A 22,729-nucleotide genomic window follows, 5' to 3' on the forward strand; every position below is an offset into this window, starting at 1 on the left:
TAATGGAGGAATCCGTGCGAGTTGTCCATTTCGGCCACGCCTGCGTGCTTCTGGACACCGGGTCGTCGCCCGTCCCGCCACTTCCGGGCGGCGGGGTCGAGATGGGGGTCGAGGGAGTGGCGGGCTGACCTGTCGCGACCCCGGTGTTGAGCAGCACGGCCAACGCGCAGCCCGCCAACGCGACGATGAGTCGCGCCGGCGTTGCCAAGTCCATGGGGAGTCGCACGATCGGGAATACGGCTCACAAAGGGAGCCCGCCTCAGTTCGAGACCCCGGCGTTATCAAACCGTTACCGAACCCCGCGCAACCCCGGCTCACGCGCGCGACCTAAAGTCCTGAGCATGAGCAAGCGTTTTGTGGCGTTGGGGGATTCGTTCACCGAAGGCGTGGGTGACGAAGACGCAGGTCGGCCCAATGGTGTGCGGGGATGGGCCGATCGCGTGGCCGACGTCCTGGGGGCACTCGACCCGGAGTTCACCTACGCCAACCTCGCCGTGCGGGGCCGGTTGCTGCCTCAGGTGCTCGACGAGCAGCTTGAGCGCGCTCTCGCGATGAACCCGGACCTCGTCTCGCTCTACGCGGGTGGAAACGATCTCATGCGGCCGAAGGTGAACATCGACGCTCTGATGCGCCGATACCGCGACGCCGTGGCCCGCTGCGTGAAGGCCGGTGCTGTCGTCATCCTCTTCACGGGTGTCGACGGGGCCGACGACCCGGTGTTCCGCAAGATGCGTGGTCGCGTGGCCATCTACAACGAACACGTGCGCGCGATCGCGGCCGAGTTCTCCTGCGTTCTGGTGGACATGTGGTCGATGCGGCAGTTGCGTGACCGTCGCATGTGGTCCGCGGATCGGCTGCACCTGAACTCTCTCGGGCACACCGAGGTCGCCATTTCGGTGCTCGACGGTCTCGGGGTTGCGCATGGTCTGGAGCGGACGGTGCTCGGGGCGGCTCCACTGGTCGACCGGAAGGTGCGGCGGGCGGAGGACTGGCAGTGGGCGCGCGAGCACGTCGTGCCGTGGGTCATGCGTCGGCTGCGCGGCGAGTCGTCCGGTGACGTGGTCCGGGCCCGCCGGCCGGAGCTGCTGCCGCCCTCGTAAGTAGAACGTGTTACTTGGCGCGAGGTGGTCTAACGACGTAACTGGCGTTCGGTGACGGTTTTCCGCGAGGTTGTTTGCTTGTAGAACGCGTTCTAGAAATCGTGTCCGCCACCTGGGTGAAATCGCTGGTCACCGGCCTGGGCTGGATTGATGCAGTGGCCTAGCGTTCGTCCGCATGCATCGCAGGGCTGCGCTGATCGCGTTGGTGGTCTGCGCGTTGATCGCGGGGTGCGGGAGCAGACTCACCTCCGAGCAACGCGCCGCACTCGCCGTGCCTCAAGGCGCCGGTTCGGGCGTCCAGGAGGGCACGGCGCCAGTGGAGGAAGGCGGAGTGGCGGGCAGCGACGGCACCGCCGGTCAGCCCGGTGCCGCCGACCCCGGACAAGCCAACAAGCAGCCGAACCCGCCGGGGAGCATCGCCGGTGGCTGCCAGGGAACCGGTGGCGCCACGGACAAGGGCGTGACCGCGGGCGAGATCACGATCGCCAACATCTCGGACATCAGCGGGCCGGTGCCGGGCCTGTTCCAGGCGGCGCAGCAGGGGACGAAGGCGTTCGTCGAGTACTTCAACGCCACCCAGGGCGCGATCTGCGGCCGCAAGCTCAAGCTCGTGTCGTTCGACTCGCGCACCGACAGCGGTGGTGACCAGCAGGCCACCTCACAGGCGTGTGAGCAGGCGTTCGCCCTGGTCGGCTCGATGTCCGGGTTCGATCAGGGCGGCGGTCCGGCTGCTTCCGCCTGTGGGATCCCGGACCTGCGCGCCTCCACGGTCACGGTCCAGCGGCAGCGCACCCCGGTCAGCTTCGGCGTCGCGTCCAACGTGGTGAACCTGGTGTCCTCGGCCTACCCGGACCTGATCAAGTCGAGCTTCCCGAACGCCGCCGGCGCCGCGTCGTTCCTCTACCTCAACGTCGACGCGAGCTCGCAGAACGCCCGCAGCATGCAGAAGGCGGCCGAGGCGCGTGGCCTCAAGTTCGTCTACACGCAGGCCATCGACATCGCGGACGTGAACTACGCGCCGTACGTGGCGAAGCTCAAGGAGACCGGCGCGAAGATCGTCTACTGGATGGGGTCGGCGCAGTACGCCGTCCGGTTGCAGCAGGCGATGCGGCAGCAGGGATACACGCCGGAAGCCTTCATCACGGACCCGTCGGCGTACGACGCGCAGTACGTGCGCCAGGGTGGAGCGGCGGTCGACGGCACCGTCGTCTACACGAACGGCGGGCTGTTCGAGGAGAACAACGCCCAGGTGGCGCTGTACAAGCAGTGGCTGGGGCGGGTGGCGCCCGGTGCGACGCCCTCGTACTTCGGGATGTTCGCGTGGGCGGCGGCCCGGCTGTTCGTGCAGCTCGCCGCCAAGATCGGGCCGCAGCTGACCCGCAAGGCGATGCTCGACCAGGTGCGCGGGGTGCACGACTTCACCGCGGAGGGGATGGTCGCGCCGCAGGACGTCGGCGGGAAGCGGACCTCGGCATGCATGTCGTTGGTGCGGCTGAAGGGCGGGGCGTGGTCGCGGCTCGCGCCGGCCTCCGGGTACTCGTGCGGGTCGTTGATCGACACGGGGGTGGGCGGATGACGGGTCTCTTCACCTGCGTCGGCGTCGTCACGGGCGGTGGCTCATGACCGCACTCCTCGCCTACACCATCTTCGGCCTGGTCACCGGGGGCGCGTACGCGGTCGTCGCGGGCGGGCTCGTCCTCACCTACAGCACTTCCAAGGTGTTCAACGTCGGCCACGGCGCGATCGGCATGGTCATGGCGTTCCTCTACTGGGAGCTGGCCGAGAACCGCGGCCTGCCGCAGTGGTTGGCCCTGCTGCTCGTGGTCGGGGTCTGTGCGCCGTTGTTCGGGTTGCTGATCGAGCGGTTCGTCATGCGCCGGCTCGCCGGGGCGCCAGTCGGGATCACGCTCGTCGCCGGAGTCGGCGTGCTGGTCGGGTTGATCGGTGCGGCACAGGCGATCTGGCCACCGGAGGCGCGGCCCGTGCGGCCGTTCCTCGACCAGTACGGGATCCACGTCGGACAGTCCTATGTGAGCGGTCATGACCTGGTCACGCTGGTGTGCGCGGTGCTGGTCGCCGGTGGGCTGTACTTCCTGTTGAACCGGACTCGTACCGGCCTCGCGATGCGGGCGTGCGTCGATGCTCCGGAGCTGGCGGCGTTGTACGGCACGCGGCCGCATCGGTTGTCGGCGTTGAGCTGGGCCATCGGGTCGTCCTTGGCGGCGCTGGGCGGGATTCTGCTGACGCCGGTCGTGCAGCTCGACTACGTGACGATGACGTTGCTGGTGATCACGGCGTACACGGCGGCTCTGGTCGGGCGGTTGCGCAGTCTGCCGTTGACGTTCGTGGGTGCGCTGGGGCTCGGGCTGGTGCAGTCCTACGCGGTGGCCTACCTGCCGTCGTCGCCGTTCTGGATCGCGTTCCGGGTCGCGATTCCGGCTTTGCTGCTGTTCGTGGTGCTGCTCGCGATGCCGCAGTCGCCGTTGCGGATCGGTGGCGTGCGGGGGTCGCGCGGGGTGGCGGTGCCTTCGGGGCCGGCGACCGGAGTGGGCGCGGCGCTGTTCCTGGGTGTCGTGGTGGTGCTGGCGCTGCTGGTGGACACGGTGGTGGCCGGCCAGTTGGCGCTGGGGCTGGTGTTCGGGATCGTGCTGCTGTCGATGGTGCTGCTCACCGGGTACGGCGGGGTGGTCTCGCTGGGGCAGTTCACGTTCGTCGGCGTGGGCGCGGTGACGGTGGCGCGGCTCGGTGGTTCGCCCTGGACGCTCGTCGTGGGTTCGCTGGTGGCGGCGGCGATCGGCGCGGTGATCGCGTTGACGGCGTTGCGGGTGAGCGGGCTGTATCTGGCGTTGGCAACGTTGGGGTTCGCACAGCTGATGGACAAGCTGGTGCTGCAGTCGCCGATCGCGTTCGGGGTGCGGGGCAGTCTGCAGGTGCCGCCGCTGTTCTCGTCCTCTGCTGCTCAGCTCGTGCTGGCAGCGGTGGTGTTCGCGCTGGTCGGCGCCGGGGTGCTGGCGGTGCGGCGGGGACGGCTCGGGCGGCGGATGATCGCGGTCAAGGACAGTTCGGCGGCGTGCGCGACGCTCGGGATGAACGTGCGCTGGATCCGGGTCTGGGTGTTCTCGTTGTCGGCGGCGATCGCGGGGCTGGCCGGCGGGTTGTTCGCGCAGCTGCGGGAAACCGTCGCGGCGAGCGACTTCCAGCTGTTCAACAACCTGCCGCTGCTGCTGTTCGCGGTGATCGCGGGCGTGACGTCGGTGTCCGGCGCGGCCTTGGGCGGACTGCTGCTGATGCTGCTTCCCGTGCTGCAGAGCGGTTTCCCGGCGTTCGCTGGAGCGGCTGTCGTGCTGCTGGGCGCGGCGGCGGCCGGGCTGGCGCGTGATCCCAACGGCCTGATGAGCTGGTTCTTCCGGGCCTGGTCCTGGCGGCGCGCATGAGCACACTGCAGGTGGAGGGCGTGACGGTCCGCTTCGGCGAGGTGACCGCGGTCAACGACGTGACGTTGTCCGTGGACGTCGGCGTCACCGGGCTGATCGGGCCCAACGGCGCGGGCAAGACGACGTTGTTCGACGTGATCAGCGGGCTGCGGCGGCCGTCGTCCGGCCGTGTCCTGCTCGATTCCGCGGACATCACGTCCCGTTCTCCGCACCAGCGCTCCCGGCTCGGTGTGGCGCGGACGTTCCAGCGGCTGGAGGTGTTCGGGTCGCTGACCGTGTGGGAGAACGTCGTGGTGGCGCTGGAAAGCCGTCGCCGACCGGCCCGGCTGGCTTCCTCGCTGCTGGAACGCGTGGGGATCGCGGAGTTCTCGTCGAACCAGGCCGACACCGTGCCCACTGGTGCCGCTCGGTTGCTGGAGCTGGCCCGTGCGTTGGCCACAGAACCGTCCTTGCTGCTTCTGGACGAACCGTCGTCGGGGCTGGACCGGGCCGAGACGGACGCGTTCGGCGCGCTGCTGCAGGAACTGGTGGGGGAGGGGCGAGCGGTCGTGCTGGTCGAGCACGACATGGACCTCGTCATGAACTACTGCGACGTCGTGCACGTGCTGAACCTGGGCCGGCTGCTGACTTCTGGTTCGCCTGGTGAGATCCGCTCGCACGAGGGTGTCCGGGAGGCGTATCTCGGATGATCGACCTGACGGACGTCCACGCCGGCTATGGCCGCATCGAGGTGCTGCGCGGGGTCTCGTTGAACGTGCCGCGCGGATCGGTGACGGCGTTGCTCGGCCCGAACGGCGCGGGGAAGTCGACCCTGGTGAAGGTCCTGAGTGGACAGTTGCGGGCGACTTCCGGTCACGTTCATCTCGGCGGCGTGCACGTGAACGACGCCGCGCCCGACGCGTTGGCACGAGCCGGGCTGTGCACGATCCCGGAAGGCCGCGCGATCTTCCCGAACCTCACGGTCGCCGAGAACCTCCGCTTGATGCGCGGTGATGCCGACGTCGTGTACTCGCGGTTTCCTCGGCTGAAGACCCGGCATCGTCAGCTCGCGGGCTCGATGTCCGGCGGCGAGCAGCAGATGCTGGCCTTCTCCCGCGCGCTGATCACCGACCCGGCCGTCGTCGTGATCGACGAGCTCTCGATGGGCCTGGCGCCGGTGATCGTGGCCGAGCTGTACGAGGTGGTGCGCGAGCTGGCTGCCGGCGGCGTCACGATGCTGATCGTCGAGCAGTTCGCCGAGACCGCTTCCTCGGTGGCAGATCAGGTCGTCGTGATGGCGCACGGCGAGATCGCCGCGGACAACGACCTGGCTTCCGTCTACTTCGGAGGGACGTCATGAGGTACGCGCTCGTCCTGCTGCTTCTCCTGCTGTCCCCAGCACCTGCGCGGGCCGCGGAGATCGGAGGCTTCACGCTCTCCGCGCACGCCGCGCCCGTCTCCGTGCTGCTGCACACCGATCTGCTCCCGGTGCCGGCGGAACCACAGGGCGAGGTGCACCTCTCCTACACCCAGACCGAGCTGGGTTCGGGCCCGATCGGCCGCTCTTTGGCCAGTTCCGTGTGGCCGGGTGCGGCTGTCGGCACCGGCCTGCCACAGCTTCTGGGTTTCGCCTACCCGGTGCAGGCCAACGCGGCGCATCCCGGCGGCCCGGCGGACGAGTCGAAGTCGGGCATGCGGGTGTCGGCGGGCGCCTCCAAGGTCGAGTCCTACGCGGGTGCCAAGCAGGAGGTGCCGTTCTTGCTGACAGCCGACGGTCTCAGCTCGACCAGCACGAACGTCGTTGGTGCCGCGGAGGTCCGCTCTTCGGCGGTGTCGTCCGCGCAGACGATCTCGCTGCTCGCCGGTCTCGTGGTGATGTCGGGGGTGAAGTTCGAGTCCGTCGCGGTGAGCGATGGCAGCAAGGGCAGCGGCACGAGCACGTTCTCGGTGGCCGAGTTCACCGTGCTGGGCCAGAAGTTCCCGGTCCGCTCGCCCGCGGCCCCGCCGGACGGCCTGCTGAAAGCGTTGGAACCACTGGGCATCACGCTGGCGTGGCCCACGTCCGCGACCAAGACCGAGGGCACCGGGGCGACCTCGACGTCTCGCGGCCTGACCCTGACCGTCGATGTCGTGGTGTTGCGGACCAAGCTGGGTCTGGGCGGCATCCTGGACGGGGTGCTGGCACCGTTGCTGCCCAAGGAACTCGTGCCGCTGCTGAACCCGTTGCGCAAGATGGTGGTGATCGTCGGCGACACCGAGGCGGTCGCAAACGCTTCCGCTTCCGTCTCGTTGCCCCCGCCTGATGCTCCTGTGCCGCAAGCACCTCCAGTTCCACCGCCTGCGGATGGTGTTTCAGCGCCTTCGCCAGGCACAGCGCCGGTAGCCGGTGTCACGCCACCACCTCACGCCGTCACCCCGGTCGCCTCTTCTCGTGCCAGGTCTCGCTCGTTGCTCGACTTCCCGGGAGTCCCCGCGTTGATCGTGCTGGCGGGCCTGGGCGTAGCGGCCGCGGGAGCGTTCGGCATGAGGTCGTTCGGCACGTTCCTGCTGGGCGGCGCTCCCTGTCCCTCCGGACACCCCACCGGTGTCCCCGACCTCCGGGCGAACTCATGACCATGCAGGACCGGCGCCGCGCACGGATGCAGAGCGGGCTCGGCTTGATCGGCACGATGCTGATGACGGCGGGGATCGCGGCGATCCTCTTCGCCTGGTGGGGCGTCGCGCACACCGGCTACGTGTGGGAGCAGATCCCCTATGTGGTGTCAGGCGGGATGCTCGGGGTGGGGCTGATCGGGGTGGGCGGGTTCCTGTACTTCGGGTCCTGGCTGGTCAAGCTGCTGGAGGAGCAGCGGCAGACCACGTACGCCCTGTTGCAGCTGCTGGAGGACCGCGATTCAGAGCGTGTCTAACGCGCGGTGAGCCAGGATGGTGTCATGAGCCGGTGGTTTCGCTACTTCTTCGCCGACGACGATGTCTGGCTCCACTACGAAGTGGACGATGAAGGACGGGTGTGCCGCCAGGTCGACCTGGCCGGCGCGGACCTGAGTCCGGTGACGGCCGCATCCCTGGCCGAAGTGCTGCATGCACGAGACAGCGGCGGCGTCGAGACAGTGATCGCCTACGAGTCGCGGTTCGGTGCGATGGCTGAGGGGCAGCACGAGTGGCAGGGCGTGCCCGGCCTGGAGAACATCACCGCTGCGGAGTTCGAGCGGATCTGGGCCGCCGCTCGCGAAGTTCTCGAGGAGCGTTAGCGAGCGGTGAGGGCGTAGGCGGACAGCGGTACGTTGCCGCTCTTCCGCGCGGTCTGCCGCAGCAACTCCTTGGCGAGCCCGTCCGGCGCCTCCCGCAGCGCGGCCGCGATCTCCCAGTCCGCGTCCTGCAACGCGCTGGTGTCCATCCCCACGACCTCCTCGACCTCCCATCCGGCCCGGCCCAGCGCGGCGACCAGGGTCTCGCGGGTGAGCGGCGCGCGGATGTTGCCCTCGGACTCGCTCAGGCGGTCCTGGGCGAGCACGGCCAGCAGGTGCGGGACCTGGTTCGTGTGCGCGGGTTCCGGGTCCCACTCGGCGAAGCACAGCCGGGAGCCGAGCGAGCGGACCCGCGCGAGCGTGCGCGAAAGGAGGTCGGCGGACGCGAAGTACCAGGAGCAGTGGGCGAGCACCACGAAGTCGTAACCGGTTCCGACGTCATCGGTCAGCACGTCCGTCTCGTAACGCAGGGAGATGCGCGAGCCGAGCGGTCCGGCGAGAAGGTGCTCAGCGGACTGACCGACCGTGACGGGCGAGCCGTAGGAGGGTGAAGCCACGTCGATGCCCACGACCCTCCCGTTCGGACCCACGAGAGAAGCCAGCACCGCGGTCATGTCGCCCTGCCCGCACCCGACCTCCAGAACCGATGCCCCGTCCGGAATCTGCCAGTAAGACGCCAGGCTCAACCGGTATGTCGTCTGGGCCACCTGGATGTCCGGATCCGGGACCCAAGCGGCCATGAGCTGGGCGATTTCATGAGCGTTCATCACCCCGGACCCTAGGAGAGCGTTCCCGCGACCGCACGCCGATTAGGTGTGTTCACACCCTTGAACCATTGGTCCAGACCAGTTAACGTGCCACGCATCACGTTCCCCCTGCACGTGAAGGAGCACCATGAAGAGGTTTCGCTGGCAAATCCTGGCCCTCGGGCTGGCGATGGCCACCGTGGTCGGAGGCGTCGCCGCCGCTCCCGCGAGCGGCGCGACGGGTGTGACGGCGACGTTCACCAAGACGTCGGACTGGGGCAGCGGCTACGAGGCCAAGTACACGATCTCGAACGGCGGCTCGTCCGCGCTCACGGCGTGGACCGTGGAGTTCACGCTCCCGGGCGGACAGTCGATCGCGTCGCTCTGGGACGGCAGCTACACGGCCAGCGGCCAGAACATCACCGTCAAGAACACCTGGAACGGCAACGTCGGCGTCGGCGGCACGGCGAGCTTCGGCTTCACCGTGCGCGGATCGGGTGCGAACCCGTCCAACTGCAAGGTCAACGGCGGTTCGTGCGACGGCACCGGCAACCCGCCGACGACGACCACCACGACGACGACCACCACCACGTCGAACCCGCCGTTGCCCGGCACCGGCCGCGGCGCGCCCTACCTGTACCTGGGCTGGGGCAACCCGCAGAGTGCGACGCAGGTCATGAGCTCGACCGGAGTCAAGTGGTTCACGCTCGCGTTCGTCCTGTCCGGCGGCGGGTGCAGCCCGGCGTGGGACAGCCAGCGTGCGATCACCGGTGGCTCGGACCAGCAGACGATCAACGCCATCCGCGCGGCCGGCGGTGACGTCGTGCCGTCGTTCGGCGGCTGGAGCGGCAACAAGCTGGGCCCGAACTGCTCGACGCCCGAGGCGCTCGCCGGTGCGTACCAGCAGGTGATCAACGCCTACGGGCTGAAGGCGATCGACATCGACATCGAGAACTCCGACGAGTTCGAGAACACGACCGTCCAGGACCGGATCATCACCGCGCTGAAGATCGTCAAGCAGAACAACCCGGGCATCCAGACGATCGTCACGTTCGGCACCGGCGTCACCGGCCCGAACTTCTACGGCGCGCGGCTGATCGACCAGTCCAAGGCGCTCGGCGCGAACATCGACATCTTCACGATCATGCCGTTCGACTTCGGCAGCTCGAACATCCGCACCGACACCATCGGCGCGGCGACGGGCCTGAAGAACAAGATCAAGTCGACGTTCGGCTACAGCGACGCCGAGGCGTTCAAGCACGTCGGCATCTCCGGCATGAACGGGCTGTCGGACCAGCGCGAGCTCACGAGCGTCGACGACTGGACCGCCATCCGCGACTGGTCGAAGTCCAACGGGCTGGGGCGCCTCGCGTTCTGGTCGGTGAACCGCGACCGCGGTGGCTGCGACGGCCAGGTGGCGTCGAACTGCTCGGGCATCCAGCAGGCCGACCTCGCGTTCACCCGCATCACCGCTGGTTTCTAGGTCGTCACTGGCCGTCAGCGCCATTTATTCAGTGGCGCTGGCGGCTTACCCTTGTGCCATGCGACGACGACATTGATCTTCAACTGATCTGACCAGGACCGCGACGGCGTGGGCGTGGTGTTCGCACCTCATCCCGATCTACGCGCTGTACGCGTTGCTCTTCGCCGACAGCGGGCTGTCGGACGCCTCCATCTCGGTGCTGCTCACGATCTGGTCGCTGACCGCGGTCGTGTTCGAGGTGCCGTCCGGTGCCATCGCCGACCGCTTCTCCCGCCGCAGCTCGCTGGTGGCAGCGGGTGTGTTGCAGGCGTTCGGATACGCGGTCTGGGTGCTGTTCCCGTCCTTCTGGGGTTTCGCGGCCGGCTTCGTGTTGTGGGGTCTGGGCGGAACTTTGACCTCCGGTGCGTTCGAAGCCCTGCTGTACGACGGGCTGGCTGCCAACGGCGACGAATCGTTGTACGGCAAGCTCAACGCTCGGGTCGACACCATCGAACTGATCGCTCAGGTTCCGGTCGCCGTCATCGCCACCGCGTTGTTCTCCTTCGGCGGCTACCAGCTGGCCGGCTGGGTTTCCGTGGCGATGTGCCTGCTGTCCTCGGTGATCGCGTTGCGGTTCCCGGAACCTCCGCGCGAGGCCGAGGAACACGAGAGCTACTTCGCCACGTTGCGCGAGGGTCTGCGGGCGTCCGTGCCGATCAAACGTGCTGTGCTGGCAGTGGCTCTGGTGTACGCGATCGACGCGTTCGAGGAGTACTTCTCGCTGCTGGCCCAGGACTGGCACGTGCCGACGGTGTGGGTGCCGCTGGCGACGATCGGAGTGCCGCTGCTGGGTGCGGCCGGTGCCTCGCTCGCTGGACGACTTCCGTTCCGCGGCTGGGTTCTGTTCGCGTCGGGCGTGGTGCTGATCCTGGCCGCGGTGTGGGCCGTTCCGCTCGCGATCGTCCTGTTGGGACTGTTCTACGGGCTGTACCGGTTCGTGCTGGTGCACGTGGAAACCGAGCTGCAGCACCGGATCGAGTCCGATGCCCGAGCCACGGTGACTTCGGTCGCGGCGATCGCGTCCGAGTTCGTGGCGTTCGCGATCTACGGCATGTGGGTGCTCGGATCCGCGGCGGCGATCGGCGTGCTGGTCCTGGTGGTGGCGCTGGCGATCTGGCGGAGGTGATCGAGGCCGCGAGCCTCGATCAGCAACCGGTCGGGGTTCAGCGCGAGACCGTCCTCAAGGTTCTTCGAGAGCACGCCGAGCCGAGGCTGTTCGGCCTGGTCGCGATACCTGGCAACGTGTTCGGCCTGATCCGCGAACACGAACAGGCCATCACCGTGCCGCGCGGCCAGGTCGGCGATCTCTGGCGAGCGGGTGCAGGCGTGCCAGAGGTAGGACCTGTTGCGCCACAGCGATTTGAACGTCTCGTAGTGCTCGATCGTCAACGGCAGGCTGTACTCGATCTCCTTGCCGAACCAGCCGAACACCCTGGCCGTGTTCCCCCGGCCGAGCACGAGGTCGATCCGGTCCGGCGCGAGCAGCTGCAGGGTGGCGTACTCGGCCGCGAGCCGGACCGGATCGTTCGTGGTGATCAGCGTGGTGGCGGTGGAGAGCCGCAGAGTCGTCCTGGCCGCGATGTGGGCGAGGAGCGTGGCGGGCGATGACGAGTTGTAGGGCGGGTTGTGGTGCTCTCCCACCGCGAAGACGTCGAAACCCGCCTCGTCGGCCGCGATCGCCAGCTCGACGATCTCCTGAGGAGCGAGGTCGCCTGCGGTGAAGACGCCGATCTGCACGGGTTTCAGTGTGGCCGGTCGATCCACAACGTCCACAGGCAGCCCGCCGCGGCCAGAACGCCACCGGTCGCCAGCGCCAGCGGGATGTCCTCGATGTTCGCGACGAGGCCGAGCAGGATCGGGCCGCCGCCGAGCCCGATGTCGATGAACGCGCTGGCCGTGCCGGACGCCGCCCCGCGCTGGTGCGGCGCGGCGGTGGCGAAGACGGCCGCGAAGAACGCCGGCGTGCTGAACGTGACGCCCAGGCCGAGCACGACGCTGCCCACCAGCAACATGTCGGGAACGGCGGCGAGGACGAGTGCCGTCGCGATGATCGCGAGGGCGATGGCGCCGAGCTTCAACGGCGGCACGCGGTCCGGCACTTTCGCGAACACCAGCCGTGCCGCTACGACCGTTGCGCCGTAGAGGAAGAGCGGCAGGCTGGTGTTCTCCAGCCCGATCTGCTGCGCGCGCAGGGCGGAGAACGCGAGGAACCCGCCACAGGCCGCGAGTGCCGTGCAGAGCCCGATGCCGGGCGGGATGGCGGGCCGGTGGATCAGCTTGGTGTTCGGGCCTGTCGCGGGAGTCCCGGTTTCGCCGAGGAACAACGAGGCGACCGCTGCCGTCACGCAGAGAGCACCGGCGGCGAGCCAGGCGGCGGGGAACGACAGCTGGGTGAGCACCTCACCGAGCGGTGGGCCCGCGGCGAGACCCAGGTAGAGGCCGAGTGAGTTGAGGCTGAGGGCTTCGCCGAGACGGTCGGGCGGGGCGATGTCCACCAGGGCGGCGAACCCGGCGACGAAGAAGGCTGCTTCGCCGACGCCCAGCAGGAGCCGGAGGGAGATGACGGACGGCAGATCGTGCGCGAGAGAGGTGAGCGACAGGCTGGTGGCGGCGAGGACGGTGCCGCCGACCAGCAGCGGTCTTCGGCCGAGACGGTCGGTGAGACGGCCGGCGAACGGGCGGAGCAGGAGCGCGGACACGGCGAACGAGCCGAACGCCAGGCCCGCCGCGGCTTTCGAGTTGTGCAGCGGGCCCGTGACGTACAGGGGCAGGGTGTACACCGCGATGCCCATCGCGGTGAAGTAGCCCAGGTCAGCGGCGGTGAGGAGGGCGAAGCGCGGGGTCAGCAGGCGCGCCATCGCAACAGGGTGCGCTAGGAGACGCCGTTGCGCACGTCAGACAAGAAGGCGGCGAAGGTGCGCAGGCCGGGGTGCAGGCCGCGCAGGGCCTCGATGTCGACTTCTGGTTCCGCGGTGGTGCCGAACACTTTGCCGAGCTCCGGGTCGTCCACCTGGATCTGTTCGTACCCGACGCCCAGCGCGTCCGCGATCTCCAGCGGTGTCAGGAGATCGCCGGCCAGGGTCAGTTCCTCGCCGATGAACCGGGCGGGGTCGGCGAGGACCTTCGCCGCGAGGGCGCCGATGTCGTCGACCGCGATCAGGTGGTAGCGGACTTCCGGGTGCAGCAGGTGAGTCAGTTTCTTCATGCCGGGGTGGTGCAGGCCGTTCATGAACGTCGTCGGCCGCAGCACGGTCGTGGGCACGCCGATGTCCGCGATGTGCCGCTCGACCTCCCACTTGCTGTCGAACGACGCGACGCCGGTCCGCGACTGCGCGGCGACCAGCGAGGCGTACACGAGGTGGGGGACTTGTACGGCCAGGGCGGCGTCGGCGACGTTGCGGCCCCATCGGGTTTCCACGGCGGGGGAGTAGCCCTGCGGGGCGCGCGGGTCGTGTGGTGCGGGCTGGACGCTGAACACCGCGTCGGCGCCGTTGAACGCGTTGGTGAGCTCGTTCGGTTCGTTCTGGTCGGCCACGACCGTCTCCGCGCCGGGGATCTGCGCGGACGGGTTGCGGGTCACCGCGCGGACGGCCCACCCCGCTTTGATCAGGTGCTTCGTGACGGCGCCGCCCTGCTTGCCGGTTGCGCCCGTGACCACTGCCGTCTTCATCTTCTGCCCCCAGATGGTTTTCTTCGAAACTACCTGAGGAAAGTGCTCATGGGATGAGCACTTTCTGGCCGCACCCGAAAAGTTGCCACCCAAGTTTTTGGAGGGGAGCCGCGCAGGTGCCGCCACCTGGGCGATTCCACTGGCGGCGGCGTAACGCCAAGATCTGCGGATCAGATCAAACTGCACAAACCTGCATTAGTCGGACATTCGCCGCAGGAGGATACCCGGAGGCCGCCGTGCTCGTCGTCCAGATCTTCCTGCCGCTGGCGCTGGCCCTGGTCATGTTCGGCCTGGGTCTCACGCTCACCGTCGCAGACTTCGCCAGGGTCGCGAAGTATCCCAAGGCCGCGCTCATCGCCCTGGTCTGCCAAGTGGTCGTCCTGCCCGCGATCTGCCTCGGGCTGATCTTCGCGTTCGGGCTCACGGGTGTGCTCGCGGTCGGGATGATGCTGCTGGTGGCGTCGCCTGGCGGGACGTCGGCGAACCTCTTCAGCCATCTCGCCGGCGGGGACGTGGCGCTCAACATCACGCTGACGGCGATCAACTCGGTGCTCGCGGTGTTCACGTTGCCGGTGGTGGTCGGCCTGAGCATGGCGCACTTCATGGGGGATGACGCGGCTGTCGGGTTGCAGCCGGCGAAGTTCGTCCAGGTTTTCGCGATCGTGCTGGTACCGGTGGCGATCGGGATGTGGGTGCGCGGCCGCTTCTCGGCCTGGGCGCTGCGGATGAACGATCCGGTGCGGGTCGCGTCCGTGGTGGTGCTGGTCCTGGTGATCATCGCGGCGATCGTGCAGGCGTATCAGCAGCTGCTCGACAACATCGGGACGCTCGGGCCGGTCGCGTTGCTGCTCAGTGTCTTGAGCCTGCTGATCGGGTACTACGTGCCTCGCGCCGTCAAGGTCGAGCGGGGGCAGGCGGTCGCGTCGGCCATGGAGATCGGAATCCACAACGCCACGATCGCGATCACGTTGGCGCTGACCGTGTTGAACGACGAGACGATGGCGATCGCGCCCGCGGTGTACGGCGTGCTGATGTACCTGCCCGCTGCGGTGGCGGTGCGGTTGCTGTCGCGGCAAAAGGGGTTGCGCGCCCAGCTGGGGTGACAGCTAGGTTGATCGTGACATGCGTTCAACCACAACCTTCATCGCGGCCGTTCTCGTTGCCGCAACAGCAGTTCCCGCCCACGCCGCGGGGACCACCATCCGCACCGACGCAGGATATGTGTCGGGCAGTGTTATCTCGGGCAGTGTTGTGTCGGGCAGGGTCGTCCACTCCCAGCGCTCCTTCCAGGGCATTCCCTTCGCCGCGCCGCCAACCGGAGCGAACCGGTGGCGCGACCCGCAGCCCGTCCAGCCCTGGCGCGGCGTCCGCGAGGCCACCAAGCCCGGTCCGAGGTGCGCGCAGGACGCGGTGCTCGGGGCTCCGGCCAGCGAGTCCGAGGACTGCCTGTACCTCAACGTCACCGCACCGGCGAAGGCGGTCGACCGGCCCGTCCTGGTCTGGATTCACGGCGGCAGCTTCACCAGCGGTGCCGGGTCGGACTACGGCGTGGACCAGTTGGTGCGCAACGGTTCGGTCGTCGTCACGATCAACTACCGGCTCGGCGCGTTCGGCTACTTCGGGTTTCCCGGGCTTGCGGGCTCCGGGGCGTTCGGCCTGAGGGATCAGCAGAAAGCGCTGGAGTGGGTGCGGCGCAACATCCGGCAGTTCGGCGGCAACCCGCACAACGTCACGCTGTTCGGGGCGTCGGCCGGTGGGTTGTCGACGTGTGCGCAGCTGACGTCGCCGAAGACCGAAGGGCTCTTCCAGCGGGTGATCATCCAGAGTGGACCGTGCCAGTTGGGCACTCCGGCGGGGGAGAACCGCGTCGATCACGCGTGGGTGAAACGGGAGGACGTGGAGCGGGCCGGTGCTGAGGCGCCGCACGGTTGCACCGACCTCGACTGCCTCCGCCGCCTGCCGGTCAGCGACGTCAAGAAGCTCACGCCGCTGTTCGCCAAGCCCGCGTACGGCACGGAAGCCCTGCCGGACAACCCGATCACCGCGCTGAAGCAGGGCCGGTTCCACCGGATCCCGATCCTGGCCGGCACCACGCGCGACGAGCTCACGCCGTTCGTGGTGCTGTTCTACCCGGTGCTCGACGCCCTCGGGTACGAACAGGCTCTCGCCCAAGGCTTCGGCCAGGCTGCGGCAAAGCGGATCCTGGAGCGCTACCCGCCGACGGGTGGCGACGAGCGGGTGCAGCTCGCCGCGGCGCTGACCGCGATGACGTCAGCGTGCACGACGAACGAGCTGCGAGCGCAAACCGGGGCTTACGGCTACGAGTTCGCCGAGCCTCACCCGCCGATGATCTTCCCGGGCATGCCGGAGTTCCCGTACGGCGCGTATCACGGCTCGGAGCTGCCGTTCCTGATGCGGTACGCCGGGGTTGAGCTGCACGGCGCGCAGCAGCAGCTGTCGGACGAGATGGTCGCGGTGTGGACGAGGTTCGCGCAGACCGGACGCCCCGGCTGGGATCGCCGGGACGTCCGGATCTTCGCAACCCGGCAGGTCGAACCGGTGAACTACCAGTGCGACCTCTGGCCCAGTTAGGACGGCACGCCCCGTTGCGGCGCGCGTCCGTGCGACTTGCCGGGCGCGCGCACGCTGTTCACCGTGGACGTGTCGAAGGCGAACGTGATCACCGCGGTCGCGATCGCGTCGGAGTTGACGTCCAGCGCGGTCAGGTTCAGGTTCGACCTGGTGTCGCACGGCTGGTGGTAGCAGGCGTCGAACGCGACACCCGCGGTCCCGCCGTACCGGGCCGCCTGCGCGGCCGTCTTCAGTTCCTCGGCGCCGGTGAACAGGCCGCCGGCCGGGATGTTGACCGCGATGAACGGGCCGTAGTCCGAACGTCCGGAGAACTCGGTGTCCTCGGAGGGCAGGCCGCGGTCGGCGTAGAACTTCTCGAACACGTCCTCGATCTGCGCCGAACCCGGCGGGATCGGCACCGGCGCGGTGCCGCTCGAGTCGTCACCGTCGTAGATGCCGAAGAAGTGGTTCGGCGACCCGACCATGTCGAAGTTCAGGTACAGCGCGATCTTGCTCTGTTCGGCCTGCGGCAGCGTCGCCACGTAGTGGTCGGAACCCAGCAGGCCGGATTCCTCGGCACCCCACCAGGCGAAGCGGACCTTGGCGTTGGTCTTCACCTTGGACATCTGGATCGCGGTCTCCAGCAACGCCGCCGTGCCGCTGCCGTTGTCGTTGATGCCGGGCCCGTTCTGGACGCTGTCGAGGTGTGCGCCCGCCATCACGACGTTGTTCGCATTGCCGTACTGCGACTCGGCGAACACGTTCCAGGCGGTGCGCGTGTCGGTGTTGACGTCCACCTTCACCCGGACGACGGGCGAGGGGAGGTTGACGAGCTGCACGCCGACGTCGAACGTCGCCGTCACCACCGGAATGGTGAGACCCGTGGCATCACCGATCGGGATGACGAGCCCCGTGCGACCGGGCTGGCCCTCGTTGAAGAAGATCACCGCCGCGGCTCCCGCGGCCTGCGCGTTGAACGCCTTGACGGTGAAGTTGCAGCTGCCGCGCTGGATCAGCGCGATCTTGCCGGGGACGAACCCGGCGAAGTCGGCGGCCTCGCAGCCGCTCGTGCTCGTGTTGGCGGTGGCGCCGGGCGGGAGCACGAGGTCGACCGCCTGGACGGCCGCGGTGACGTCACCCTCGGCCCTGGGCGCGAAGTCGGTGTAGGTGAAGTCGAGGTCCTTGCGGTACGAGGTGAAGATCGGCGCGATCACGTCGAGCACCGAGTTGTCCTCGAGGTAGGTGAAGTCGAACGGCTGCACGGTCGGTGTGTAACCGGCTGCGTTGAGCGCACCCACCACGTAGTTCACCGATGCCTGGTATCCAGGACGTCCGGCCGCGCGGTCGCCGTGCGTGTTCGAGATGGCCTGGAGGGCGTCGAGGTGCCGCAGCACGCCGTTCAGCGTGACGGCCTTCGTGAGTTTCGCCGGGGTGTTGTTGGTGGGATCAGCGAGTGCGTGGCCGGTCACGGCGAGTGGCAGTACCAGTGCCAGCACCGAGATGAGCGCGAGCCGCCCGCGCCGATAACGTTGGGTCATCGGTATGCCTCCATGCGTCCTTCGCCGCCGAATGCATCCCCCGACGTTTCTTATCTGTCCGATGTGTCTTGTGTTACACCATTGCGCTGTGTTGGTCCCTTGTCACGGGAGGTGGGTGTTTGTTCCGGTTGTTGCAGACCGCCGTCCGCGTCGAACCTCTGGAGGGACACGGTCTGACCAACGTCCTGCACCTGGTGACGCTGGCCGACGGGCGCAAAGCCGTGCTGCGGCAACCCAAAGTCGCGCGCGACCTGCCGAAGTTCGTCGTGCCCGGCGCACCGGCGGTCCTGGCCCACAACGGACGCGGTGACGTGCTCGTCGAGTACGTCGAGGGGCGGACCCTGGCAGACGTGCTGGCCGATGCCCTGCCGGTGTCCGACGTCGTCTGGCGCAGCATCGGGGACGCGTTCCGCAAGATCCACCGGGTTGGCCTGCTGCACAACGACGTGAACCTCTACAACATCATCGTCGGCGACGGCCGGGCCACGCTGATCGACTGGGACAACCCTGGCCAGGGCAACCCGCTCGACGAGCTGGCGGCGTTCGAGGAGCACCTCTACCTGCACGGAGCCGCGCTGCCGCAAGAGTTCTGGGTCGGCTACGGGTCCACACCGGACCTGAGGCTGCTCCGGACGCATCGGATCGCGGGCTGCATCGCCTGGCTCGCGAGCGAGGACTGGCGGCAGTGGGAGAACGATCGGTCGCTTCGGCCGGAACTGCTGGCGAGGGTCCGGAACTGGCGGCGGCTCCTCGCTCGGTGGCTCGCCGACCAGTTCCGGACCGACTACCGCCTAGCGGCTGAGGTTGCGGAACTTCAGCACCGACAGCGGCCAGAAGATCACCACGAACAGCGCGGGCCACAGCACAGCCAGTAGCAACGAGTGCTGCGCGGCCCACGAGCCGCCGCCGACCCCGGGGTTGCCGAACAGCTCCCGCGCCACCGCCACCGTCGCCGACAGCGGGTTCCACTCGGAGACGGCCCGCAGCCAGCCCGGCATCAGCTCCGGCGAGACGAACGTGTTCGCCAGCATCGTCAGCGGCACCAGGAACATCCACGACGCCTGCGCCGCCTCGGGTTTCACCAGCAGCCCCAGGTAGATGCCGACCCACACCAACGCGAACCGCAGCCACAGGAACAACCCGAACGCCAGCAGCGCGTTCAGCACCCCGTCGCGCACCGACCAGCCGATCGCCAGCCCGCACAACGCCAGCACCAGCAACTCCAGCGAGGAGTTGACCAGGTCGGCGATGCTCCGCCCGGCCACCACCCCGGTCTGCGACATCGGCGACGCGCGGAACCGGTCCGTCACCCCGCGGTCGGCGTCCATCGACACCATCAACAGCGTGCTGCCAACGCCGAACGCGATGGTCTGCCCGAACATGCCCGGCATCAGGAACTCGATGTAGTCACCGCCCCCGAACACGTTCATCGCGCTGCCGAACACGAACCCGAAGATCAGCACCGAGATGATCGGATAAGCGAGGTTCGCGAACACCCGGACCGGCTCGCGCAGCCAGTGGATCAGATCCCGCTTGGCCACCACCCACGAGTCGATCACCGCGTACCTGACCGCGCTGACCCCGCGCGCCTCCGAACCCGCCCCCACTCCGCCACTCACGTCCGCACCCGCCACCGCGCCCGCCGCTTCTCCACCGCTCACGCCGCCGCCCCCGTGCTCGCCACTCCTGCCGCGCTCACGCCCCGTGCAGGCCGCGCCGTGCTCGCTCGTCCGCCACTCACGCCCGCACCTGCCGCCGCGCCCGACGCTTCTCCACCGCTCACGCCGCCACCCCCGTGCTCGCCACTCCTGCCGCGCTCACGCCCACGCGCCCCGTGCGGGCCGTCGTGCTCGCTCCTGCGCCAATCACACCCGCACCCGCCGCCGCGCCCGCCGCTTCTCCACCGCTCACGCCGCCACCCCCGTGCTCGCCACTCCTGCCCCGCTCACGCCCACACGCCCCGTGCAGGCCGCGCCGTGCTCGCTCGTCCGCCACTCACGCCCACACCCGCCCGCCACACCTGTCCCCGCTGCGCCGCTCACACCCGCACCTCCCGGGCTGGCCGCCACGCACGCACTCAGTCCTCCGCCGGTCATGCCCGCACCCCCGACCTGCCGTCAGAGGTGTCGACCGCCTTGTGGCCCGTGATCGCCAGAAAGACCTCGTCCAAGGTCGGCCGCCGCAGCGCGATATCCTCCGCCTCGACCCCCAAAGCCGCCAGCGCCGACGTCACCCGCGTCAACGCCGCCACCCGGTCGGTCACCGCCGCGCTCACCCGGAACGAGTCCAGGTCGACCTCGGCGTCGGGCCCGAGCACGTCCCGCACGATCGGCAGCTCCTCCGAGGTCCGCACCACGACCTCGATCCGGTCGCCGCCGAGCTTCGACTTGAGCTGGTCCGGCGTCCCCTGCGCGGCGACCCGGCCGGTGTCCAGCACGACGATCTGGTCCGCCAGCTGGTCGGCCTCGTCCAGGTACTGCGTGGTGAGCAGCACCGTCGTGCCCTCGGCGACGACCCGCTTCACCTCCCGCCACACCTCGCCGCGGTTGCGCGGGTCGAGACCCGTCGTCGGCTCGTCCAGGAACAGCACCGACGGCCGCATGATGAAGCTCGACGCCAGGTCCAGCCGCCGCCGCATGCCGCCCGAGTACTGCTTCGCACGCTGGGAAGCAGCCTCGGTGAGCCCGAACTGCTCCAGCAGCTCGTCGGCGCGCAGAGAGGCCTGGCGACGAGAGAGGTGGTAGAGCCGGCCCCACATCACCAGGTTCTCCTTGCCGGTCAGCACGTCGTCGACCGTGGACTGCTGGCCGTTCAACGCCACCTGCCGGCGCACCCGGGGTGCCTCGCGCGCCACGTCGAAGCCCGCCACCTCCGCGCGGCCGCCGTCCAGGCGCAGCAGGGTGGCCAGGATGCGCACCGCGGTCGTCTTGCCCGCGCCGTTCGGGCCGAGCAGCCCGCACACCGTTCCGGCGGGCACGGCCAGGTCGAACCCGTCCAGCGCCGCCTTCTGGTCGTACCTCTTCCGCAGGCCTTCCGCGAGCACCGCGTGTCCCACGACTTCACCCCCGTGGCGTAACTGTGTACGAAGTAAACGAGGTGTACGTTGTACACGGTTCTAGGATTCACAGGCAAGTGGCTTGTGAAGACGAGGGGGTTGGGTGAAGGACGACCGGAACCGCAGCGTGCGCCTGTTGTGGGAGACGCCTGCAGAACCGACCAGGGGACCCAAGGCCGCGCTCAGCCAGGCGAGGGTGGTCGAGGCGGCCATCAAGGTCGCCGACGCGGAGGGGGTCGAGGCGCTGACCATGCGCCGCGTCGCCGAGACCCTGGGCTTCACCACGATGTCGCTGTACCGGCACGTCCCCGGCAAGTCCGAGCTGCTGGACCTCATGGTCGACGCCGTGTGGGGCGAGACCGAGCACACGCCGAAGGGCGAGTGGCGCGACGGGCTGGACTTCTACGCGCGGCAGCTGTGGTCGATGTACCGCGCGCACCCCTGGCTGCTGCAGCTCACCAACGCGCGGCGGATGCCCGGCCCGAACGCCATGACCCGCACGGACGCGGCGTTCGCGGCGGTCTCCGAGCTCAACCTCCAGCCCGAGGAGATGGTCGCGGTCGTCACCAGCGTCGGCCAGTTCGTCGCCGGCGTCGGCAGGACGATGGCGGACCGGGTCCTCGCCGAACGGGAGACCGGGGTGAGCGAGGAGGACTGGTGGAACGACCGGGACGAGCTCTGGGAGCACTTCACGCCAGAACGGCTGCCGATGATGACGCACATCTGGACCACGGGCGGGTACGAACGACCGCTGGACGAGTTCGAGTTCGGTCTGGCGCGGGTCCTCGACGGGCTCGCGGTGTTCATCGAAGGGCAGGAACGACAGGTGGTTCGTCGAGAGACGTGCCTGTAGCCGTTCAAGACACCTTGAGTCGTCCGATCGAGTGAAATGCCCTGCTCACGTCACCCCTGAACGGTAGTTGCACGGTTACGTAATGCCATTGTTATGAGCAATCAGAATGAACTCGTTCGCAGGCTGAACCAACCACTCCTATCTGCCCGTTTTCCTTGTGACACCGTTTTGCCGCGGGGGTCGAATCGGGACGACGAGGAGGTCGTATGACAGCTGGCGCGCACGACGCGGTCACTCTTGGCTGCTACGCGCTCGGCGTTCTGGACGCGCACGAGAGTCATGGCGTGGAGCAGCACCTGAGGGGCTGCCCGTCCTGCCGTGCGCAGGTCGCCGACTTCCATCGGATCCGCATGGTGCTCGACGAGATACCTCGGGAAGCATTCCTGCACGAGCTCGAGGACGACCTGCCCAAGCCGTCGGACCTGGTGCTGCAGCGCACGCTGCGGCAGATCCGGAACGAGTCCGTCATCCCGCAGCCGCGGGTGGCGGATCCGCAGCCGAGAGCCAGTCCGCGGCCGGTGGAGGACTTCCCCGAACCACAGCACGCCAAGCCTCGGCGCTGGCCGGGCTACCTCGCCGCCGCGGCTGTCGCCGCGGTGGTGGCGTTCGGCGGTGCCGCGGTGTTCATGCAGAACCAGGGGCCGGGAACGAACGCCGCCGTGTCCAGGACGGGCGAGGCAACGACGAGCGGGATCAAGATGGTGGCGGAGATCGCTCCGTCGTCGCAGGACCGCTACCTGGTCACGGCCGACATCACCGGCTTGCCGGTCGCGCAGAAGTGCAAGCTGGTCGTGCTCACGGCGGACGGCGGCAAGGCCGAGGCGTTCGCCTGGATCTCGAAGGCGTCCGGCGCCAAGGTGTCCGGCATGGTCAGCGTGCCGCCGGACCAGGTGAAGTCGATCGCGGTCGAGAACGCGGAGGGCAAGGCCTTCGTGGTGGCGAACCTGCAAGGACAGTAAGGGCAGAAACGGACAGAGGCCCGGATTCCACTGGAATCCGGGCCTCTGTCCGTT

General features: G+C 68.7%; 23 protein-coding genes. 15 read left to right on the forward strand and 8 right to left on the reverse strand.

What is annotated here, in order from left to right:
* Nucleotides 1–214, reverse strand: a 214-nt coding sequence (locus ABZX92_RS36420; RefSeq protein WP_355569881.1) for a hypothetical protein, incomplete at its 3' end; no start/stop codon positions are given.
* Nucleotides 215–341: 127 nt separating this feature from the next.
* On the opposite strand from ABZX92_RS36420, the gene ABZX92_RS36425 reads away from it, so the two are divergent.
* The 8 genes from ABZX92_RS36425 (at nucleotide 342) to ABZX92_RS36460 (ending at nucleotide 7,764) form a co-directional block, all read left to right on the forward strand.
* A complete protein-coding gene (locus ABZX92_RS36425; protein ID WP_355569884.1) occupies nucleotides 342–1,100 on the forward strand; it encodes an SGNH/GDSL hydrolase family protein in 759 nt (252 codons plus the stop codon).
* A 175-nt stretch (nucleotides 1,101–1,275) separates the two neighbouring features.
* Nucleotides 1,276–2,676, forward strand: coding sequence for an ABC transporter substrate-binding protein (locus ABZX92_RS36430; RefSeq protein ID WP_355569887.1), 1,401 nt, complete (start codon nucleotides 1,276–1,278; stop codon nucleotides 2,674–2,676).
* A 43-nt stretch (nucleotides 2,677–2,719) separates the two neighbouring features.
* Complete coding sequence (locus ABZX92_RS36435; RefSeq protein WP_355569890.1) at nucleotides 2,720–4,534, forward strand: ABC transporter permease; 1,815 nt, start codon at nucleotides 2,720–2,722, stop codon at nucleotides 4,532–4,534.
* A complete protein-coding gene (locus ABZX92_RS36440) occupies nucleotides 4,531–5,223 on the forward strand; it encodes an ABC transporter ATP-binding protein (protein ID WP_355569893.1) in 693 nt (230 codons plus the stop codon). The genes ABZX92_RS36435 and ABZX92_RS36440 overlap by 4 nt, the downstream gene beginning before the upstream one ends.
* Nucleotides 5,220–5,873 (forward strand): ABC transporter ATP-binding protein, encoded by a 654-nt coding sequence (locus ABZX92_RS36445; protein ID WP_355569896.1) that lies wholly within the window; start codon nucleotides 5,220–5,222, stop codon nucleotides 5,871–5,873. The genes ABZX92_RS36440 and ABZX92_RS36445 overlap by 4 nt, the downstream gene beginning before the upstream one ends.
* The gene (locus ABZX92_RS36450; RefSeq protein ID WP_355569899.1) at nucleotides 5,870–7,126 is read left to right on the forward strand and encodes a choice-of-anchor P family protein; all 1,257 of its coding nucleotides are present in this window, start codon (nucleotides 5,870–5,872) and stop codon (nucleotides 7,124–7,126) included. Before ABZX92_RS36445 ends, ABZX92_RS36450 begins: the two co-directional genes overlap by 4 nt.
* Nucleotides 7,123–7,422 carry a hypothetical protein gene (locus tag ABZX92_RS36455; protein WP_355569901.1) on the forward strand — a complete coding sequence of 100 codons (300 nt, stop codon included), beginning with the start codon at nucleotides 7,123–7,125 and terminating at the stop codon, nucleotides 7,420–7,422. The genes ABZX92_RS36450 and ABZX92_RS36455 overlap by 4 nt, the downstream gene beginning before the upstream one ends.
* 24 nt (nucleotides 7,423–7,446) lie before the next feature.
* Nucleotides 7,447–7,764: a hypothetical protein gene (locus tag ABZX92_RS36460; protein WP_355569902.1), complete on the forward strand. Its 318-nt coding sequence runs from the start codon at nucleotides 7,447–7,449 to the stop codon at nucleotides 7,762–7,764.
* Here the strand turns inward: ABZX92_RS36460 and ABZX92_RS36465 are convergent.
* Nucleotides 7,761–8,528, reverse strand: coding sequence for a methyltransferase domain-containing protein (locus ABZX92_RS36465; protein ID WP_355569904.1), 768 nt, complete (start codon nucleotides 8,526–8,528; stop codon nucleotides 7,761–7,763). The two genes, ABZX92_RS36460 and ABZX92_RS36465, sit on opposite strands and share 4 nt — an antisense overlap.
* A 127-nt stretch (nucleotides 8,529–8,655) precedes the next feature.
* Here ABZX92_RS36465 and ABZX92_RS36470 point away from each other — a divergent pair, with 127 nt between their 5' ends.
* Together ABZX92_RS36470 and ABZX92_RS36475 are read left to right on the forward strand one after the other, a co-directional pair.
* A complete protein-coding gene (locus ABZX92_RS36470) occupies nucleotides 8,656–9,990 on the forward strand; it encodes a cellulose binding domain-containing protein (protein ID WP_355569907.1) in 1,335 nt (444 codons plus the stop codon).
* Nucleotides 9,991–10,144: 154 nt separating this feature from the next.
* Nucleotides 10,145–11,155, forward strand: a complete 1,011-nt coding sequence (locus ABZX92_RS36475) for an MFS transporter (protein WP_355569910.1) — start codon at nucleotides 10,145–10,147, stop codon at nucleotides 11,153–11,155.
* Here the strand turns inward: ABZX92_RS36475 and ABZX92_RS36480 are convergent.
* The 3 genes from ABZX92_RS36480 to ABZX92_RS36490 are packed head-to-tail and all read right to left on the reverse strand — an operon-like array spanning nucleotide 11,074 to nucleotide 13,699.
* On the reverse strand, nucleotides 11,074–11,766 hold the full coding sequence (locus ABZX92_RS36480; protein WP_355569912.1) for an LLM class flavin-dependent oxidoreductase: 693 nt from the start codon (nucleotides 11,764–11,766) through the stop codon (nucleotides 11,074–11,076). The two genes, ABZX92_RS36475 and ABZX92_RS36480, sit on opposite strands and share 82 nt — an antisense overlap.
* Before the next feature lie 5 nt (nucleotides 11,767–11,771).
* A complete protein-coding gene (locus ABZX92_RS36485) occupies nucleotides 11,772–12,887 on the reverse strand; it encodes an MFS transporter (RefSeq protein ID WP_355569915.1) in 1,116 nt (371 codons plus the stop codon).
* Between the two features lie 14 nt (nucleotides 12,888–12,901).
* Entirely contained in the window at nucleotides 12,902–13,699 is a 798-nt protein-coding gene (locus ABZX92_RS36490) for an NmrA family NAD(P)-binding protein (RefSeq protein ID WP_355569917.1), read from the reverse strand.
* Nucleotides 13,700–13,935: 236 nt separating this feature from the next.
* On the opposite strand from ABZX92_RS36490, the gene ABZX92_RS36495 reads away from it, so the two are divergent.
* Nucleotides 13,936–14,802 carry a bile acid:sodium symporter family protein gene (locus tag ABZX92_RS36495; RefSeq protein WP_355569920.1) on the forward strand — a complete coding sequence of 289 codons (867 nt, stop codon included), beginning with the start codon at nucleotides 13,936–13,938 and terminating at the stop codon, nucleotides 14,800–14,802.
* 19 nt (nucleotides 14,803–14,821) lie between these two features.
* Nucleotides 14,822–16,291 carry a carboxylesterase family protein gene (locus ABZX92_RS36500; RefSeq protein WP_355569923.1) on the forward strand — a complete coding sequence of 490 codons (1,470 nt, stop codon included), beginning with the start codon at nucleotides 14,822–14,824 and terminating at the stop codon, nucleotides 16,289–16,291.
* Here ABZX92_RS36500 and ABZX92_RS36505 read toward each other — a convergent pair.
* The gene (locus ABZX92_RS36505) at nucleotides 16,288–17,808 is read right to left on the reverse strand and encodes a M28 family peptidase (RefSeq protein WP_355569926.1); all 1,521 of its coding nucleotides are present in this window, start codon (nucleotides 17,806–17,808) and stop codon (nucleotides 16,288–16,290) included. The two genes, ABZX92_RS36500 and ABZX92_RS36505, sit on opposite strands and share 4 nt — an antisense overlap.
* A gap of 119 nt (nucleotides 17,809–17,927) precedes the next feature.
* Here ABZX92_RS36505 and ABZX92_RS36510 point away from each other — a divergent pair, with 119 nt between their 5' ends.
* The gene (locus ABZX92_RS36510) at nucleotides 17,928–18,683 is read left to right on the forward strand and encodes a lipopolysaccharide kinase InaA family protein (RefSeq protein ID WP_355569929.1); all 756 of its coding nucleotides are present in this window, start codon (nucleotides 17,928–17,930) and stop codon (nucleotides 18,681–18,683) included.
* On the opposite strand, the gene ABZX92_RS36515 is transcribed toward ABZX92_RS36510, so the two are convergent.
* Nucleotides 18,600–19,469, reverse strand: coding sequence for an ABC transporter permease (locus ABZX92_RS36515; RefSeq protein WP_355569932.1), 870 nt, complete (start codon nucleotides 19,467–19,469; stop codon nucleotides 18,600–18,602). The two genes, ABZX92_RS36510 and ABZX92_RS36515, sit on opposite strands and share 84 nt — an antisense overlap.
* Before the next feature lie 431 nt (nucleotides 19,470–19,900).
* Nucleotides 19,901–20,863: an ATP-binding cassette domain-containing protein gene (locus tag ABZX92_RS36520; RefSeq protein ID WP_355569933.1), complete on the reverse strand. Its 963-nt coding sequence runs from the start codon at nucleotides 20,861–20,863 to the stop codon at nucleotides 19,901–19,903.
* A gap of 103 nt (nucleotides 20,864–20,966) precedes the next feature.
* On the opposite strand from ABZX92_RS36520, the gene ABZX92_RS36525 reads away from it, so the two are divergent.
* Complete coding sequence (locus ABZX92_RS36525; protein ID WP_355569935.1) at nucleotides 20,967–21,716, forward strand: TetR/AcrR family transcriptional regulator; 750 nt, start codon at nucleotides 20,967–20,969, stop codon at nucleotides 21,714–21,716.
* Nucleotides 21,717–21,922: 206 nt separating this feature from the next.
* On the forward strand, nucleotides 21,923–22,675 hold the full coding sequence (locus tag ABZX92_RS36530; RefSeq protein WP_355569938.1) for a zf-HC2 domain-containing protein: 753 nt from the start codon (nucleotides 21,923–21,925) through the stop codon (nucleotides 22,673–22,675).
* Nucleotides 22,676–22,729 lie beyond the last annotated feature (54 nt).

This window comes from Lentzea sp. NPDC006480 (assembly GCF_040611995.1).
Lineage (GTDB): Bacteria > Actinomycetota > Actinomycetes > Mycobacteriales > Pseudonocardiaceae > Lentzea.

Bases quoted from the DNA above. Each gene is read 5' to 3' on its own strand.
- ABZX92_RS36435 (WP_355569890.1), top strand. From the start codon at position 2,720: ATGACCGCACTCCTCGCCTACACCATCTTCGGCCTGGTCACCGGGGGC.
- ABZX92_RS36430 (WP_355569887.1), top strand. From the start codon at position 1,276: ATGCATCGCAGGGCTGCGCTGATCGCGTTGGTGGTCTGCGCGTTGATC.
- ABZX92_RS36445 (WP_355569896.1), top strand. From the start codon at position 5,220: ATGATCGACCTGACGGACGTCCACGCCGGCTATGGCCGCATCGAGGTG.
- ABZX92_RS36440 (WP_355569893.1), top strand. From the start codon at position 4,531: ATGAGCACACTGCAGGTGGAGGGCGTGACGGTCCGCTTCGGCGAGGTG.
- ABZX92_RS36500 (WP_355569923.1), top strand. From the start codon at position 14,822: ATGCGTTCAACCACAACCTTCATCGCGGCCGTTCTCGTTGCCGCAACA.
- ABZX92_RS36485 (WP_355569915.1), bottom strand. From the start codon at position 12,887: ATGGCGCGCCTGCTGACCCCGCGCTTCGCCCTCCTCACCGCCGCTGAC.
- ABZX92_RS36530 (WP_355569938.1), top strand. From the start codon at position 21,923: ATGACAGCTGGCGCGCACGACGCGGTCACTCTTGGCTGCTACGCGCTC.
- ABZX92_RS36465 (WP_355569904.1), bottom strand. From the start codon at position 8,528: ATGAACGCTCATGAAATCGCCCAGCTCATGGCCGCTTGGGTCCCGGAT.
- ABZX92_RS36505 (WP_355569926.1), bottom strand. From the start codon at position 17,808: ATGACCCAACGTTATCGGCGCGGGCGGCTCGCGCTCATCTCGGTGCTG.
- ABZX92_RS36460 (WP_355569902.1), top strand. From the start codon at position 7,447: ATGAGCCGGTGGTTTCGCTACTTCTTCGCCGACGACGATGTCTGGCTC.
- ABZX92_RS36450 (WP_355569899.1), top strand. From the start codon at position 5,870: ATGAGGTACGCGCTCGTCCTGCTGCTTCTCCTGCTGTCCCCAGCACCT.
- ABZX92_RS36455 (WP_355569901.1), top strand. From the start codon at position 7,123: ATGACCATGCAGGACCGGCGCCGCGCACGGATGCAGAGCGGGCTCGGC.
- ABZX92_RS36470 (WP_355569907.1), top strand. From the start codon at position 8,656: ATGAAGAGGTTTCGCTGGCAAATCCTGGCCCTCGGGCTGGCGATGGCC.
- ABZX92_RS36490 (WP_355569917.1), bottom strand. From the start codon at position 13,699: ATGAAGACGGCAGTGGTCACGGGCGCAACCGGCAAGCAGGGCGGCGCC.
- ABZX92_RS36425 (WP_355569884.1), top strand. From the start codon at position 342: ATGAGCAAGCGTTTTGTGGCGTTGGGGGATTCGTTCACCGAAGGCGTG.